Origin of the sequence: Acinetobacter sp. CIP 101966 (assembly GCF_000369725.1) — a bacterium.
Classification (GTDB): domain Bacteria; phylum Pseudomonadota; class Gammaproteobacteria; order Pseudomonadales; family Moraxellaceae; genus Acinetobacter; species Acinetobacter lwoffii_Q.
The window spans coordinates 209,869-225,478 of sequence record NZ_KB850164.1 but is presented as its reverse complement, the minus strand read 5'-3'; the positions used below and the strand labels follow the sequence as shown (position 1 = coordinate 225,478).

The window sequence follows — 15,610 nt, the reverse complement described above, 5'->3', positions numbered from 1 at the left end:
TCATCTAATCAGATCATCAGGAGTTCAATCATGTCGAATTCAGTGCTGTATTCTGTGGTTTCAGTGACATCCCGGCTTGATCTGAAAGATCCTTTTATTTTTACCGTTCATCATCAAGATCATTATCCACAAGGCAATGCCGAATTAGGCCCAGTTTCCCCGCCACAGCAGCATGAATATGACATGTATTATGGCGAGAGTATTCCCGGTTTTCCGGAGCATCCGCATACTGGCTTTGAAACCATTACCATTGTCGAGCGCGGTTATGTCGATCATTTTGACTCGCTTGGAAATTCGGGACGTTATGCCGCAGGTGATGTGCAATGGCTGACCACTGGCAATGGAGTACAGCACTGCGAGATGTTTCCTTTGGTTCATCAAGATCAGGACAATCCGCTGGAGCTGTTTCAAATCTGGCTCAATTCCTCACCGGAGCAGAAAAAACAGCCTGCCGATTATAAAATGTTTTGGCGTGAACAGATTCCGCATGTATTTTCAGCAGATACGGCCGGACGTAAAGCGGATATCCGGGTCATTTCAGGACAATTTAAACAGACTCAGGCACTGGACCGCCCGCCACATTCATGGGCAGCCCTTCCAGAGAATCAGCTCAATATTTATTTAATCACTTTAGGGCCGGAAGCAGAATTAACCATTCCTGCCACTACTGCTACTGCAACGCGTTTTTGTTATTTTTATCAGGGCAAAAGCCTGGAACTTGAAGGACAGAAGATAGCGCCAAAGCATCTACTGGAACTTAAACCCGATGCAGATATTCAGCTCAAAGGTGGGCTGCTGGAATCACATATTTTATGGCTGGAGGGTGAACCGATCGGTGCACCAGTTGCCACACATGGGCCTTTTGTTTTGAATAGTGCGCAAGAGCTAGATACTGCTTTTCGCCGTTATCGCGAAACTCAGTTTGGGGGCTGGCCTTGGCCAAGTGCTGAACCGTCATTTCCACCAGAACACCCACGTTTTGCCAGTTATGAAGGCGGCAAACGTGAAGAATATCCAGACTAACCAAACAAAGAAGCCACTGAATAGTGGCTTCTTTGACATTAGATCGTATTATTTTTTCGGGCTTTTGACGACGACCAGTTTTTTCTGCACAAATTCTCTGAAACCATCAATCGACAGTTCATGCCCATAACCGGAATTTTTGATTCCACCAAATGGCAACTCAGGTGTGGTGTCAGTAAACCAGTTGATCCAGATCATGCCTGTTTCCACCCGTGACGCCAGTTTTTTGGCACGCTCGATATCCTGTGAATGAATCACGCCACCTAGGCCATAATTGGAATCATTGGCAATTTCGACAATCTCATCATCATTCTTCGCCACATAAATTTGCGCCACCGGACCAAAAAATTCTTCATACCAAGCTTCATTTTCACGCGTGATATTTTCCAGAATGGTCGGTGCATAGAAATTGCCTTGATGTTCTACAGCCTTACCGCCAGTAACTACGGTCGCACCTTGTGCTACGGCCTTTTCGACCTGCTTGCTGAGTTTTTCCAGTGCGTCTTTTGAAGACAGCGGTCCTAAAGTGGTTTCAGGATCGAGCGGATCACCCAGTTTTAACTGTTCAAAAGCTTTCAGCATGCCGGCCTTGAATTGTTCGGCAATTTTTTCATGCAAGATAAATCGCTTCGCCGCTGTACATACCTGCCCGGCATTATTGACACGCGCCTGACAGCCTAACTTGATCGCGCGTTCCAGATCTGCATCATCGAGTACGATAAATACATCATTACCGCCCAGTTCCAGTGTGGATTTTTTAAGATGTTTGCCCGCCTGTTCAGCGACTGCACTGCCCGCACCTTCTGAACCTGTGAGTGCCACACCACGCACACGCTTGTCTGCAATTACTTCCGCGACCTGATCACTGCTGATAAACAGATTGGTCCAGACACCTTTGGGTGCGCCTGCATCCAAGACCAATTGCTCAAAGGCTTCTGCACATTGCGGCACAATGCCGGCATGTTTTGCCAGAACCGGATTACCAATCGCACAGTTCGGCGCAAAAACCCGCATCAGTTGATAAAACGGGAAATTCCACGGTTCTACCGCCATGATAATACCCAGTGGATGATGCTCAACCCAGGCCTCACCCAGTTCCGTTTCATAGGATACGGGCGCTAAAAATTCTTTGGCATGATCAGCATAATATTCTGCAATTTTGGCGCAGGTTTCGATTTCACCTTCACTCTGCTTGATCAGTTTACCCATATCCAGCGTCATGAGCTTCGCCAGTTCAGACTTTCGTTCTCGCATATTGCTGGCCAATTTGCGCAGTACTTCAATACGAGTATCGACCTGTTGTGACCAGTCTGACTTTAGGATTTGTTCTGCAGTATCGAGGGCATTTTGAATATCTTGATCGTTATGGGATGGGTAGTCTTTCAATTTTTGATTGGTAAATGGATTAATAGATTGATAAGCCATGATTTTCCCTTTTTCAATTATAAGTTTTGCTTGTTCAAAACCCAATTGCATCAAGTTATAACAAGCGTGTATCTGTTCGAATTATTTAACTTATCATTGATTTTTTTATAGCGTGTGTCTGCTTACAGATTGGTTCAAAATATTACTGAGAGTGGGTAAAAGTTATATCGAGCGGTACAGAATGCAATAAATGCAGAGATTTTATAACCTCTTCTTAGGTCTTCTCTTTTGAGTAGTTTCTCTTACTACTGGAATGGGATGTCTAGGTGATGGTTTTAATCCTACACTTTTAATTTTTCTTATCTCTTCTTGATCTAAATTGTAGTAAACAAAAAGTTGTTGAATTAAATTTTCTAAAACTTTTAAGTGCAAAACTAGCTCTTTTCGAGTTTTGGAGTCTGCCCTATGTGCAGCATCATTCCCTAAATAACGAATATCATCAAGTAAGCCTCTTTGCTTAGTTGAGATAAAACCCTCATGTTCAAACTTATTTAAAATTTCCCCCAAATCATCTGAATGACCAAAATATTTCACAATCTGCTCTAATAATGTTCTCAAGCCTAATCCAGTTAGCAAAGGCATTTTATTATTTAACGCCACTATGACCTCTTCATAAGTAGAATAAATCTCTTCAGGTAAGATTTTCTCAAACTCTTTAGAAAAAGCAGTTTCTTCGTCTCTAAGAGGAAAAGTTTTATATAAATAATTTACTTGGTAGATCATATCTTCACTTTGATCATACCCTACAGGATCAACGTCATAAGAGTCATGGGACTTTGTTTGATATGAAATAGACTCACAATTTAAACATCTCAAAATTCTATAATTAACCTGAGTTCGATGAAATATTTTAGCTTTTTAGCAAGTTTTGGAAAGTTGGCTTATTTGGATTTAAGCAATAAGCCACTATAGCAGCCATAATATTCACCATAAAGTTATTCACCGAACGATGACGTGAATGGTCAATTTGATGTAAGTTTTTTAACTGATCATTCACTGTTTCGATCAATCCTCTTCTGCAAAGCAATTGTTTTTCTTCTTCAGTTTGGATGGGTTTATTTTTCATATTCTTGCGTGACGGGGTTAATAGTCTGAGCCCCCTTGCTGCTAAAGCTTCAGTTTTTGCTTTACTCAGATAGCCTTTATCGCCCAGTAAAATACCTTTTAACTCTTGGGTTAAAGATTCAAGTACAGCAACATCATGAACACTTCCCGATGTAATCTTGAGATTAATAATTTCACCCAAGTTGTTGATAACAATATGGACTTTAAATCCATAAAACCAACCTGTGCTACTTTTACCACGACCAGCTAAGCCTTTAAATACACGATGTCTTTTAATTCTAAGATTATGGCAAACGACCAATTTAGTCGAATCAATAATACAAATTCCGGTATCTTCTCCTTTAACTTGATGGAAGAAACTACTCAAAGCTTGCAAACAACGCGGCATAATTTCAATAAAACGATTGTAACTAAGAAGCTTGGGAAAAGCTGATTTCCAAAATGGGATGATCATATGACAATAAAAATATTTGAAAAATCTAAACCCGGATTTATGAAATAAAATGACAATGGTCATGACTTCAGACAAGCTTAAAGCTGACTTTTTCATTGTTGTTTTTTGATCAGAAATTAGAGCTTTCTCTAAAGATTCATTAAACTTTTTGCAGAAATCATCCAAGATACAAAATAATTCGGTAATATAGTCCATGAAAAAGCCTTGCTCTGAAATGTTTTGTCTTCGTAACCAAGATATTACAGATGCTAAGGCTTTTTTTTATTTATTTTTTATGTCGAACTCAGGTTAATTAGAATAAAAAGATATATTTGGATCAGAACAATCATTGTGTGATATATCTACCAATACCTCATGCTTAATTTTTGTTTTACATTCAATACATAATATTTTTTCATAAACAATTTTTGAATCTTGCTTAACACCCTCAAAAATTGGATTCAAAGAAACTATTTTCATTATTCTAGAAATACTATTTAAAAAATTAGTATATAAAAAAACCACCCTTTCGGGTGGTTTTTTCAATCTCAAACCGTCTCTTATTGAGCGCGGTTTTTGATTTTGCGGATCGTTTCCAGCTGAGCAGCAGTTTCTGCAAGAGCAGCCAAAGCAGCAGCAGCGTCCAAATCGCTCTTTTGATTCGCAAGCAATGCTTCAGCGTGTTTACGCGCTTCAACAATAGCTGCTTCATCTAAGTTTTCTGCACGGACTGCAGTATCTGCAAGAACCGTAACAACATGCGGTTGAACTTCTAGAACACCACCAGATACATAGATCAACTCTTCTGTACCGTTTTCCAAAATAACGCGGATCGCGCCAGGTTGGAGCAAAGTTACCAACGGAGCATGGCCAGGCATAATACCTAACTCACCGCCAGCACCTTTTGCAATTAGCATAGTTATAGTGCCTGAGTACAAAGACTCCTGAACACTTACAACATCACATTGCATAGTCGCCATGAGAATCTCCTAAATTAGAGTAGCTAATTAAAGTTTCTCGGCTTTAGCAATAACTTCGTCAATACCACCAACCATGTAGAACGCTTGTTCTGGGATGTGATCGTATTCACCAGCTAGAAGACCTTTAAAGCCACGAATCGTTTCTTTAAGAGATACTAATTTACCAGGAGCACCAGTAAATACTTCAGCTACGTGGAACGGTTGAGAGAAGAAACGCTGGATTTTACGCGCACGGTAAACAACCAGTTTATCTTCTTCAGCAAGCTCGTCCATACCAAGAATCGCGATGATGTCTTTAAGCTCTTTATAACGTTGCAATACGTTCTGTACAGAACGTGCAATTTCATAATGCTCTTGACCAACAACTAACGGATCTAACTGGCGTGAAGTTGAGTCTAGTGGATCGATCGCTGGGTAAATACCAGAAGATGCGATGTCACGGCTCAATACAACAGTTGCGTCTAAGTGAGCAAATGTTGTAGCAGGCGATGGATCTGTCAAGTCATCGGCAGGTACGTATACCGCTTGGATTGACGTAATAGAACCAGACTTAGTCGATGTAATACGCTCTTGAAGAACACCCATCTCTTCTGCAAGTGTAGGCTGGTAACCTACTGCAGATGGCATACGACCTAGAAGTGCTGATACTTCAGTACCCGCTAGTGTATAACGATAGATGTTATCTACGAACAATAGTACGTCACGGCCTTTACCGTTTTCGTCTTTCTCGTCACGGAAATATTCAGCCATAGTCAAACCAGTCAACGCTACGCGTAAACGGTTACCCGGTGGCTCGTTCATCTGACCGTAGACCATTGCTACTTTGTCTAGAACGTTAGAATCTTTCATTTCGTGATAGAAGTCGTTACCTTCACGAGTACGCTCACCAACACCAGCAAACACAGATAAACCTGAGTGAGCTTTCGCGATGTTGTTGATCAATTCCATCATGTTTACAGTTTTACCAACACCGGCACCACCGAACAGACCAACCTTACCACCTTTCGCAAACGGGCAAAGTAAGTCAATGACTTTAATACCAGTTTCTAAAAGGTCAGTAGAAGCCGCTTGTTCTGCATAAGAAGGCGCTTGACGGTGAATTGGTAAACGCGCTTCAGTCGCAACAGGACCAGCTTCGTCGATCGGGCGACCAAGAACGTCCATGATACGGCCTAGAGTCGCTGTACCTACTGGTACAGAAATCGGCGCGTTAGTGTTAGTTACGTTCAAACCACGCTTAAGGCCTTCAGTAGAACCCATTGCAATAGTACGAACTACGCCATCACCAAGCTGTTGCTGAACTTCTAAAGTAGTTTCAGTACCATCTACTTGGAGAGCGTCATAGATCTTAGGAACGCTATTGCGTTCAAACTCGACGTCGATAACCGCGCCGATGATCTGAATGATACGACCGCTATTCATTGCTGTCTCCTCAATTCAAAATAATGTTAAACGGCAGCGGCACCACCAACGATCTCAGAAATTTCCTGAGTAATCGCGGCTTGACGCAGCTTGTTATAAATAAGTTGCAGGCTCTTAATGATCTCGCCTGCGTTGTCTGTCGCTGCTTTCATAGCGACCATACGTGCAGACTGCTCACATGCGATGTTTTCAATCACACCTTGATACACCACAGACTCGATATAGCGAACCAACAAGCCATTTAAAAGCTCTTCAGCTTCAGGCTCGTAGATATAATCCCAACCGTATTGACGGTTCAGATTCTTGTCTTCTTCAGCAGCAGCCAAAGGAACAAGTTGTTCGATCTTTTGATTTTGAGTCATGGCATTGACAAAGCCGTTTGACACTAGATAAATACGATCTAACTCGCCTTTATCATAAGAATCCAACATCACCTGTACAGAACCAGATAACTGCTCAAGACTTGGAGCATCGCCGACTTGCGTCGTCGCACCAAGCACTTTACCGCCGTAGTTTTTAAAAAACGAAACCGCTTTTTGACCAATTAAAGCAAATTGAACTTCAATTGACTGCTCTTGTTGCTGTTGAACGTGTTTAACCACTTTCTTGAACAGGTTAATGTTCAAACCACCAGCAAGGCCACGATCTGAAGACACAATGATATAGCCAACGCGCTTAACCGGGCGTTCAACCATATAACGGTGTTTATATTCAGGATTCGCTTGGACCAAATGAGCAATTACACGGTGCATATTTTCGGCATACGGACGGCCTTGAGCCATGCGCTCTTGCGCACGACGCATCTTAGAAGCTGCTACCATTTGCATCGCTCGAGTAATCTTCTGCGTGCTCTTGATACTAGCTACTTTGGCGCGAATTTCTTTTAAATTTGCCATACGCTTAACCTAGTATTCGAAAGCCCTTGCGAGCTTCCGAAGGTTGATTCCGTGAACCAAACCGACACTAAATTCAACAGAGGTTGAAATTAGTAAGTTTGAGTCGCTTTAAAGCTTTCAATACCTGCTTTGATTGCAGCTTCGATGTCTTTGTTGTAATCACCAGAGGCATCGATTTGTTGCATTAACGCAGCATGTTCTGAACGGAAGTAAGAAATCAACGCAGCATCAAAGTCTACGATTTTCTTAACGTCTACGTCAGCCATGTAGCCTTCGTTAGATGCATAAATTGAAACAGCTTGGTCAGCAATTGAGTAAGGAGCATATTGTTTTTGCTTCATTAACTCAGTTACACGTTGACCATGTTCAAGTTGCTTACGAGTTGCTTCGTCAAGATCAGAAGCGAACTGAGCAAATGCTGCCAATTCACGGTATTGCGCCAAAGCAGTACGGATACCACCAGACAATTTCTTGATGATCTTAGTTTGCGCTGAACCACCAACACGAGATACAGAGATACCCGCGTTCACAGCAGGACGAATACCTGCGTTGAATAATGATGTTTCAAGGAAGATCTGACCATCAGTAATCGAAATTACGTTGGTTGGTACGAATGCAGATACGTCACCCGCTTGAGTTTCAATAATCGGCAATGCAGTTAATGAACCAGTTTGGCCTTTAACTTCACCGTTAGTGAATTTCTCAACGTAGTCAGCAGATACACGAGAAGCACGTTCAAGTAGACGCGAGTGTAGATAGAACACGTCACCTGGATACGCTTCACGACCTGGTGGACGGCGTAAAAGCAATGAAATTTGACGGTAAGCAACAGCTTGCTTAGACAAGTCATCATAAATGATTAACGCATCTTCACCGCGGTCACGGAAGTATTCGCCCATTGTACAGCCAGAATACGGAGCTAGATACAGCATTGCTGCTGGATCAGCTGCAGCTGCAGCTACAACAGTTGTATACGCCATAGCGCCAGTTTCTTCTAGCTTGCGTACCACGTTAGCGATAGTCGATTGTTTTTGACCGATTGCTACGTATACACATTTAATGCCAGAGTTTTTCTGAGCGATGATCGCGTCGATCGCCATTGCTGTTTTACCAGTTTGACGGTCACCAATGATCAACTCACGTTGACCACGGCCTACAGGGATCATTGTATCTACTGATTTATAACCAGTTTGTACAGGTTGATCCACTGATTGACGCCAAATTACGCCTGGTGCTACTTTTTCAACAGCATCAGTTAATTTTGCATCAATAGGGCCTTTACCATCAATCGGGTTACCCAAAGCATCTACTACACGGCCTAAAAGTTCTGGACCAACCGGAACTTCTAATACACGACCTGTGCAACGCGCTTTTTGACCTTCTTGAAGGCTTAAGTAGTTACCTAAAACAACGACGCCCACTGAATCCTGTTCTAGGTTCAGTGCCATACCGTAAAGGCCGCCGTCGAATTCGATCATTTCACCGTACATAGCGTCAGCTAAGCCGTGAATACGCACAATACCGTCGGAAACCATAACAATGGTTCCTTCGTTCTTAGCGGTTGCGCTGGTGTCCAGATCGCCGATACGCTGTTTAATGAGCGCACTGATCTCGGATGGATTCAGTTGTTGCATTGCGCTATACCTCAATCTTTTTAAAGTTCAGTCTTCTAAATGCAATTAAGCAAGAAGACGAGTACGCATTTTTTCAAGCTTGTTAAGCGCAGAATCATCTATCACTTGGTCGCCTGCACGAATAACTACACCAGCAATCAGCGCTGGGTTAACTTCTACAGAAACATTTACCGCCGCTTCGAATTTTTTCTCTAATGCGTGAGTAAGAAGTTGTTCCTGTACAGAAGTCAATGGGAATGCTGATTCAATCACAACATCCACAGTATTGTTATTCTGTGATTTAAGCTGCTCATATTCTGCTGCAATCTCAGGAAGAAGAACCAAACGGTTATTCTCTGCAAGCAATGTCAGGAAGTTAGACACTGCTGCAGTTTGGTCTTCACCTAAAACTTTCGCAAAAAGAGCCACCTGCTCAGCAGGTGTAAGCTCAGGGCGATTTAGATAAGCTGAAAATGCTTCGTCTTGCACCGCAGCACTGAGCAATTCAAGTGCTGTTGACCAAGAGTCAGTTGCACTTTGCTCAGAAGCGTAAGCAAATGCTGCTTTAGCGTATGGGCGTGCCAACGTCAAGAGTTCAGCCATAATCCGCCTCTCTTAAAGTTTAGCAGCCAGCTGAGTCAGCATGGCATTGTGAGCTTCTGCATCAACTTGCTGGCTAAGAATTTTCTCAGCACCAGTTACTGCAAGAGCAGCCACTTGTTGACGCAATTCTTCGCGAGCAGCATTGATTTCAGTATCAACAGCTTCTTTAGCCTGTTGACGAATACGCTCACCTTCAGCCGCAGCTTGGGTACGCGCTTCTTCGATCAATTGTGCACCACGACGGTTCGCTTGTTCGATCAATTGAGCCGCTTGTGCTTTTGCCGCGTCTAACTCAGCTTTCACTTGTGCTTGCGCATCTGCAAGGTCAGCCTTCGCTTTTTCAGCAGCATTTAAGCCATCAGCGATTTTACGCTGACGTTCACTAATCGCATTGATTAGTGGTGGCCATACAAACTTCATGCAGAATGCGACAAAAATCGCAAACGCAATCGCTTGGCCAAACAATGTGAGGTTGATATTCATTGCAAATTCCTCAAATAGTGAATTTCGGAATTAAGCTGATTAACCTACAAATGGATTAGCGAAGATGAAGAACAAGCCAATACCAACACCGATCATAGGCACAGCATCAAGAAGACCCGCGATTAAGAACATACGAGTTTGAAGTTGTGGAGCCAATTCTGGTTGACGAGCTACAGCTTCAAGGAAACGGCCGCCTAGAAGACCAAAACCAATCGCAGTACCTAAAGCACCGAAAGCGATCAAGATAGCAGATGCAATTGCAACTAGACCTAAAGTGAGTTCCATGATAATTCCTCAGAGGTTAGGTTTTATACCAAATTAAGTTAAAAAATTGTGTGCCCAACCATCCGTTGACAGTTAGGCAATACCATTAATGCTTTTCGCTTGCCATACTCATGTACACGATAGTCAACATCATGAAAATGAATGCTTGTAGCGTAATAATCAAAATGTGGAAAATCGCCCAAGGCACAGACAACGCCCACTGGATCCAGAACGGTAATAACGCGATAAGAATGAAGATTAACTCACCCGCATACATGTTACCGAACAGTCGTAGAGCCAATGAAACTGGTCGCGCCAAGAAAGTAGTCAATTCCAACAATAAGTTGAATGGAATTAAAAGCACTTTAGCAACTGGATTACTTGGGTTAAATGGGTTCAGTGCTAACTCACCAACGAAGCCGCCAACACCTTTCTCACGAATACTATAGAAAATAATTAAGAAGAATACAGAAATAGACATACCGAGGGTAATGTTTGGATCTGTAGTCGGAACAATTTTAAAGTAAACCTGATGAGGGTCTACACCCAGCATAGAAGCAATCGCGTGTTGAGCTACATAAGGAATAAAGTCAACAGGGATCAAATCCATCAAGTTCATGAGGAAAATCCACACGAAAATGGTTAATGCTAAGGGTGCAATTAATCGAGACTTCCCGTGGAAGGTATCACGTACACTTGAATCTACAAACTCGATAATCATTTCAATTGCAGACTGGAACTTGGTAGGAACACCAGCATTAGCTGCTTTCGCAACCAACCAGAACAACAAACAGAAAATCAGACCCAGTCCGATAGACCAACCCATTGAATCCAAGTGAATAGCAGTGAACCCCATCTGTTGAGCTTCAGCACCGCTCTCGGCCAATTTCCATGTACCGTCCGGCATTTTGCCATAGGTCATGTTGGTCAAGTGATGCTTGATATACTCGGTCGAAGTAAGGGCATGTTCTTCAGCAGCCATAAATCACACCTGGTCAATGTCAAAAAACTAATAGAACAAACGAATATCGCGTGCTGCTTGATATCTCGCCTGCTCCTGAAAAACTTTTCAATTTCTTGTTGTGCTTATACTCATTTTTGTAGACGTGACGCCCAAAACGGAGCGACCCACGACATGGCTTGAACAAGTATAAAACCACAAAACAACGCCACCGCTGACAACGGTTTAACATTGCTTAAAATTAAAATGAAACCAACAATCACAATGGCAAACTTTCCCATCAAGCCTTTATACATGTTCGAAAGAACTTGTTTAGACGCGCGGGCTCCTGCTGCTCGAAACGATTGCCACGAAAAATAACAAGTCGCGAGCCAACATACCAGTGCACCTAATGCTGCACTCAAGGCTGCGGTTGAGTCTTTCACGACCCAGCCGATCAAGGCTGAAACAGGGATCATACAGGCTTGCAGGAGGACCAAAGCTTTCGCTAATCGTCGGTCAATCAAGCGACTAGTTCGGCTCATTATTTATTCACTCACAGCAATCATGCTTGACAAGTTTAACAGGTGATTATTTTTAATCGCAGGCATTATAGAGTTACACCCCTGAACATGCAATCTTTTCCCGACCTTAGTCGTGTTTTTTTAAATCGGGTCACTGCTGTTAAACTAATCAAAATCTGTCTATTTTTTAAATCATTAGCGTGCATTTAGTACACATTTCTGGGTTTCGGCGGCCAATTGCTGCCAAGCCTGCACAAAGTCCCCTGCCCCGCTCATGCTTTCATCGACATGCTGGAACAGTACCGGATTGAGTTTGCGGTACTGGTTTTCACTGGCATGACCTTCGGCCAGCAGACACATTTTGCGCTGTGGACGATGATCCTGTAAAAACTTGATTTGCGCCACCGTTGGTGAAACATGTGGATCATCGGTCAATGCCCCCATGAATTTTAAATTGAGTGGGCGCTCAAGATACTGGTAGGCATCGTGATAAGACCAATAAGGTTTGGCTTTGTTACTTGAACTATAACGCTGAGCCGTAGCAAACATGTTTTGTGCAAAGTCACGGGCATTTTTCCAGTAGCGTTCACGATGTTCCGGCAGTTGTTGCGAACGTAACGCCGCAATAAAGAAGCCAATCCGTACGGCATTATTCGGATCGAGCCAGACATGCGTGTCTACCGTATTTTTCAAGGCCTCGCCACGCGGATTACGCATCGGCAAGGTGGTCAATATCCCCGAGTCTAACAGTGCAATGCCTTTATTACTTTCATTCAGCACTTTGGCCAAGGGTGCTTCATGCGCCTGACCCAGCCAGATCACCAGACCTGCATTCTGAATAGTTTTTCGATGCGCCGGAGTCAGACTCACATCATGTCCACTTTGGTTGGCCAGCAATAAAGTCGGCTGTTCCACACCTTGGGTAATTTTCTTGGCAATCAGATAGATCGGCTGCGTAGACACCACCAGACTTTGTGACCAACTGAGTGTACTGAACAATGCCAGCAGACTGATTGCAAGGAGACGGAACATGAGTAGAAATCACTTAAAAACGATAAAATCAGGAAGTGTTATAATATAACAAAAATACAAAAATACCTATGCCTAATCGAAACTCAGAACGCTTCATGTTAAGATTTGAAATCTATTAATTTTCAGTTTCGCACTTGAGGTGAACTATGGGTTCCTGTTCGCACGAACACCACAACGCATTGCACGGCGTGCACGACCATCCCAATGTCGCACAACGTCTTGCTGAAGCGGAAAGTCTTTGTGCAGCAAGCGGCGCACGCCTTACACCTTTACGTAAAGAAGTGCTGGAACTCATTCTAAATGCGCATGGCCCGATGGGCGCCTATGATCTGCTGGCACAAATGAAAAATGCCAGTGATCGTCCTGCAGCCCCACCAACGGTGTATCGCACTCTGGATTTTTTATTAAGCAAAGGGCTGATTCATCGCCTGACCTCGATCAATGCCTATATCCCCTGTTGCCATCCGCGTGAAGGTCATCAGGCTGCTTTTTTAATCTGCACCGAATGTAAAGCCGTGAAAGAAGCGTCGGCTCAGGGCTTACTCGATCAACTCGATGCACTGGCCAGCTCGGACGACTTCACGGCACATCACAGCATTATCGAAATTTCAGGAATTTGTCAGCAGTGCCGCAACAAAGCTTAAGTGCCTCTCCCTTGATTCAGCTTTCCAAGATCTGGGTCAAAATCGATGAGCGCGATATCTTAAAAGCCATTGATTTCTCGTTACAAGAGAAAGAAATTGTCACACTGATTGGTCCCAATGGTGCTGGTAAATCGACCTTAATTAAAGTCATGCTGGGCATTTTGAAACCGCAATCAGGTGAGATCAAGACTGCGCGCAAACTCAAATTCTCTTATGTGCCACAGAAATTCAATCCCTCACATAGCTTGCCGCTACGGGTGAAAGATTTATTGGCACTAGAAAAGTGTCCGTCCGAGATTAAAACCCAAATTATTCGCGATACCGGCATTAGTAAACTGCAAGATTCTAAAGTGCAGCAGTTGTCTGGCGGTGAACGTCAACGGGTGCTACTGGCCCGCGCCTTATTACGCCAGCCGGATATTTTAGTCCTCGATGAACCGATGCAGGGTCTAGACATTCAGTCCGAAGCTGAACTGTATGAATATGTGCGTAACTTGCCGGAAAAATATGGCTGTGCCGTACTGATGGTTTCACATGACCTGCAATGGGTGATGCAAGGTACGACTCGGGTCGTGTGCCTGAACAAGCATATCTGCTGTAGTGGCCTGCCGGAAAGCGTGCAGCAACATCCCGAATATCAGGCGATTTTTGGCACCAATCGGGTGTTCTATCAACATCATCATGATCATTGCGCGCACGGCGATTCTGCCACCCCCTGTCAGCATGATTCACGCCCTCATATTCACCCCGAGCCGGAAGCTTAAACCATGATGGATTGGTTACAACTCCTTTTACCTGCATGGATCATGGGAACGCTATTGGTATTTCTGACTGCACCGCTGGGCTGTCTCATGCTCTGGCGGCGTATGTCATTTTTTGCCGATACCATGGCACACGGTACTTTGCTCGGTGTTGCCATCGCTGGGGCTTTAAGTTTACCTCTCTGGATGGGAGTCACTTTTATTGCCTTATTATTGGTAGGGGTTTTGTGGGTGCTGCATGATCCGCGCCTGCCGAATGATGCCTTGCTGGCGCTGTGTTCAGCAACACTGCTTTGCTCAGGTCTATTGTTCATTCAGCATTTACCGAGTTTAAGACCGGAACTTCTCAGCTATCTATTTGGTGATCTACTGACGATTTCTTGGACGGACTTACCCACCTTTGCTATCGTGATTATTCTGGCCTTAGCCGTCCTCTATAAGAGCTGGCAAGCGCAGATTCAAATCGCGATTGATCCGGACATGGCGGTCAGTGAAGGTGTAAATGCCAAATGGCAACGCCTGATCTTTATGTTGTTATTGGCATTGTTTACCGTGCTTGCCCTGAAAGCAGTGGGTTCATTACTCATGGGGGCATTACTGGTGATCCCTGCTCTGACTGCACGACTCCTTGCACATTCACCAAAACAAATGGTGATCTGGGCATTCGTGATTGCGCAAATTGGGGTGACCGTGGGCCTATGGTCGAGTGCAGGTCTCAATACTTCGACAGGTTTAACCATTGTCCTGACCATGGCGGTGCTATTTGCACTGATCTTCTGTGTGCAGAAGTTTAAAAAGCTGAATTAATCTTTCTGTTAAATCATGATGATTTTCTAATGATCTATTCAGCCTCTCTCCTTTAAGGAGAGAGCAAACACTCGTTATTGATGCACCAAACTCAATAAAAATGCAGCACCTGCAAATAAACCGGCAAAAGTCCGGTTCATGACTTTTTGTTGTTTCGGTGATTTTAGTAGCCTTAAAACTTTAGCAGCCAATCCGGTATAACCCGCCATCACAATCAGATCAATCGTCACCATTGTTGCAGCCATAATCAAATACTGAATCCATTGTGGTTTGGACAAATCCAGAAATTGCGGCAAGACGGCCAGTAAAAATACGATGGCTTTAGGATTAGTGATATTAACCAAGAAACCATGCAGTACCAGTTTTCCTCTCGATTTTCGCGTCAATTCATGTTTAATTTCGATGTTCTGTGCAGGTGCTTTCCATTGCAAAACTGCCAAATATAACAGGTAGCCAACACCAAACCATTTCACCACTAAAAATGCCCATGGGGTTGTCGCAAACAAAACTCCCACGCCTGCTGCAACCACTGCAATCTGTACCAGTAAAGCCAGTTGCAGACCCAGCGCATTCCAGTAACCATGCCGAAAACCATAATTCAATCCGCTCGACATCGATGCAATTGCACCAGCACCCGGAGAGACACTAATCACCCAGCAGGCCAACATATAGGCAAACCACATTTGATAGGACAT

18 protein-coding genes are annotated in these 15,610 nt (G+C 43.6%); 4 read left to right on the top strand and 14 right to left on the bottom strand.

Translation table 11 applies throughout. The features are described from left to right. Positions 1–30 precede the first annotated feature (30 nt). Complete coding sequence (locus F891_RS16495) at positions 31–1,023, top strand: pirin family protein (protein WP_005264663.1); 993 nt, start codon at positions 31–33, stop codon at positions 1,021–1,023. A 48-nt stretch (positions 1,024–1,071) separates the two neighbouring features. Here F891_RS16495 and F891_RS16490 read toward each other — a convergent pair whose 3' ends face one another. From F891_RS16490 to F891_RS16430, 13 genes are all read right to left on the bottom strand, one after another. Continuing rightward, positions 1,072–2,448, bottom strand: a complete 1,377-nt coding sequence (locus F891_RS16490; RefSeq protein ID WP_034439876.1) for an NAD-dependent succinate-semialdehyde dehydrogenase — start codon at positions 2,446–2,448, stop codon at positions 1,072–1,074. A 201-nt stretch (positions 2,449–2,649) separates the two neighbouring features. Then, positions 2,650–3,171: a DUF4145 domain-containing protein gene (locus tag F891_RS16485; RefSeq protein WP_228129165.1), complete on the bottom strand. Its 522-nt coding sequence runs from the start codon at positions 3,169–3,171 to the stop codon at positions 2,650–2,652. A gap of 127 nt (positions 3,172–3,298) precedes the next feature. Then, complete coding sequence (locus tag F891_RS16480) at positions 3,299–4,162, bottom strand: IS982 family transposase (RefSeq protein WP_004729973.1); 864 nt, start codon at positions 4,160–4,162, stop codon at positions 3,299–3,301. Positions 4,163–4,506: 344 nt separating this feature from the next. Further along, on the bottom strand, positions 4,507–4,926 hold the full coding sequence (locus tag F891_RS16475; protein WP_004732608.1) for a F0F1 ATP synthase subunit epsilon: 420 nt from the start codon (positions 4,924–4,926) through the stop codon (positions 4,507–4,509). A gap of 27 nt (positions 4,927–4,953) precedes the next feature. After that, positions 4,954–6,348 (bottom strand): F0F1 ATP synthase subunit beta, encoded by a 1,395-nt coding sequence (gene atpD / locus F891_RS16470; protein WP_004644863.1) that lies wholly within the window; start codon positions 6,346–6,348, stop codon positions 4,954–4,956. 26 nt (positions 6,349–6,374) lie between these two features. Then, positions 6,375–7,244, bottom strand: coding sequence for a F0F1 ATP synthase subunit gamma (atpG, locus tag F891_RS16465; protein ID WP_005264656.1), 870 nt, complete (start codon positions 7,242–7,244; stop codon positions 6,375–6,377). An 89-nt stretch (positions 7,245–7,333) separates the two neighbouring features. Next, positions 7,334–8,878: a F0F1 ATP synthase subunit alpha gene (atpA, locus tag F891_RS16460; protein WP_004644861.1), complete on the bottom strand. Its 1,545-nt coding sequence runs from the start codon at positions 8,876–8,878 to the stop codon at positions 7,334–7,336. Between the two features lie 45 nt (positions 8,879–8,923). After that, positions 8,924–9,460 (bottom strand): F0F1 ATP synthase subunit delta, encoded by a 537-nt coding sequence (locus F891_RS16455; RefSeq protein WP_004644860.1) that lies wholly within the window; start codon positions 9,458–9,460, stop codon positions 8,924–8,926. A gap of 12 nt (positions 9,461–9,472) precedes the next feature. After that, entirely contained in the window at positions 9,473–9,943 is a 471-nt protein-coding gene (locus F891_RS16450; RefSeq protein ID WP_004280990.1) for a F0F1 ATP synthase subunit B, read from the bottom strand. A gap of 39 nt (positions 9,944–9,982) precedes the next feature. Beyond that, positions 9,983–10,228, bottom strand: a complete 246-nt coding sequence (gene atpE / locus F891_RS16445; RefSeq protein WP_000424060.1) for a F0F1 ATP synthase subunit C — start codon at positions 10,226–10,228, stop codon at positions 9,983–9,985. Positions 10,229–10,313: 85 nt separating this feature from the next. Continuing rightward, positions 10,314–11,189, bottom strand: a complete 876-nt coding sequence (gene atpB, locus F891_RS16440) for a F0F1 ATP synthase subunit A (RefSeq protein ID WP_004644859.1) — start codon at positions 11,187–11,189, stop codon at positions 10,314–10,316. A gap of 110 nt (positions 11,190–11,299) precedes the next feature. Continuing rightward, positions 11,300–11,692, bottom strand: a complete 393-nt coding sequence (locus tag F891_RS16435) for an ATP synthase subunit I (protein WP_004280982.1) — start codon at positions 11,690–11,692, stop codon at positions 11,300–11,302. Between the two features lie 174 nt (positions 11,693–11,866). Next, positions 11,867–12,703 (bottom strand): metal ABC transporter solute-binding protein, Zn/Mn family, encoded by an 837-nt coding sequence (locus F891_RS16430; RefSeq protein WP_004280981.1) that lies wholly within the window; start codon positions 12,701–12,703, stop codon positions 11,867–11,869. Between the two features lie 146 nt (positions 12,704–12,849). Between F891_RS16430 and F891_RS16425 the strand changes: the two genes are divergently transcribed. From F891_RS16425 to znuB, 3 genes are read left to right on the top strand one after another with little or no spacing between them, the layout of a single operon-like run. Further along, a complete protein-coding gene (locus F891_RS16425) occupies positions 12,850–13,347 on the top strand; it encodes a transcriptional repressor (protein ID WP_004280980.1) in 498 nt (165 codons plus the stop codon). Further along, positions 13,320–14,111: a zinc ABC transporter ATP-binding protein ZnuC gene (znuC, locus tag F891_RS16420; protein ID WP_171066365.1), complete on the top strand. Its 792-nt coding sequence runs from the start codon at positions 13,320–13,322 to the stop codon at positions 14,109–14,111. Before F891_RS16425 ends, znuC begins: the two co-directional genes overlap by 28 nt. 3 nt (positions 14,112–14,114) lie before the next feature. Then, positions 14,115–14,915, top strand: coding sequence for a zinc ABC transporter permease subunit ZnuB (znuB, locus tag F891_RS16415; protein WP_004644857.1), 801 nt, complete (start codon positions 14,115–14,117; stop codon positions 14,913–14,915). Between the two features lie 74 nt (positions 14,916–14,989). Here the strand turns inward: znuB and F891_RS16410 are convergent, their stop codons facing one another. After that, a complete protein-coding gene (locus F891_RS16410; protein ID WP_004644856.1) occupies positions 14,990–15,610 on the bottom strand; it encodes a LysE family transporter in 621 nt (206 codons plus the stop codon).

Bases quoted from the DNA above. Each gene is read 5' to 3' on its own strand.
- F891_RS16435 (WP_004280982.1), bottom strand. From the start codon at position 11,692: ATGAGCCGAACTAGTCGCTTGATTGACCGACGATTAGCGAAAGCTTTG.
- atpG (WP_005264656.1), bottom strand. From the start codon at position 7,244: ATGGCAAATTTAAAAGAAATTCGCGCCAAAGTAGCTAGTATCAAGAGC.
- znuB (WP_004644857.1), top strand. From the start codon at position 14,115: ATGATGGATTGGTTACAACTCCTTTTACCTGCATGGATCATGGGAACG.
- F891_RS16430 (WP_004280981.1), bottom strand. From the start codon at position 12,703: ATGTTCCGTCTCCTTGCAATCAGTCTGCTGGCATTGTTCAGTACACTC.
- F891_RS16495 (WP_005264663.1), top strand. From the start codon at position 31: ATGTCGAATTCAGTGCTGTATTCTGTGGTTTCAGTGACATCCCGGCTT.
- F891_RS16480 (WP_004729973.1), bottom strand. From the start codon at position 4,162: ATGGACTATATTACCGAATTATTTTGTATCTTGGATGATTTCTGCAAA.
- atpD (WP_004644863.1), bottom strand. From the start codon at position 6,348: ATGAATAGCGGTCGTATCATTCAGATCATCGGCGCGGTTATCGACGTC.
- atpE (WP_000424060.1), bottom strand. From the start codon at position 10,228: ATGGAACTCACTTTAGGTCTAGTTGCAATTGCATCTGCTATCTTGATC.
- atpA (WP_004644861.1), bottom strand. From the start codon at position 8,878: ATGCAACAACTGAATCCATCCGAGATCAGTGCGCTCATTAAACAGCGT.
- F891_RS16410 (WP_004644856.1), bottom strand. From the start codon at position 15,610: ATGTCCTATCAAATGTGGTTTGCCTATATGTTGGCCTGCTGGGTGATT.
- atpB (WP_004644859.1), bottom strand. From the start codon at position 11,189: ATGGCTGCTGAAGAACATGCCCTTACTTCGACCGAGTATATCAAGCAT.
- F891_RS16455 (WP_004644860.1), bottom strand. From the start codon at position 9,460: ATGGCTGAACTCTTGACGTTGGCACGCCCATACGCTAAAGCAGCATTT.
- F891_RS16425 (WP_004280980.1), top strand. From the start codon at position 12,850: ATGGGTTCCTGTTCGCACGAACACCACAACGCATTGCACGGCGTGCAC.
- F891_RS16485 (WP_228129165.1), bottom strand. From the start codon at position 3,171: ATGATCTACCAAGTAAATTATTTATATAAAACTTTTCCTCTTAGAGAC.
- F891_RS16450 (WP_004280990.1), bottom strand. From the start codon at position 9,943: ATGAATATCAACCTCACATTGTTTGGCCAAGCGATTGCGTTTGCGATT.
- F891_RS16490 (WP_034439876.1), bottom strand. From the start codon at position 2,448: ATGGCTTATCAATCTATTAATCCATTTACCAATCAAAAATTGAAAGAC.
- F891_RS16475 (WP_004732608.1), bottom strand. From the start codon at position 4,926: ATGGCGACTATGCAATGTGATGTTGTAAGTGTTCAGGAGTCTTTGTAC.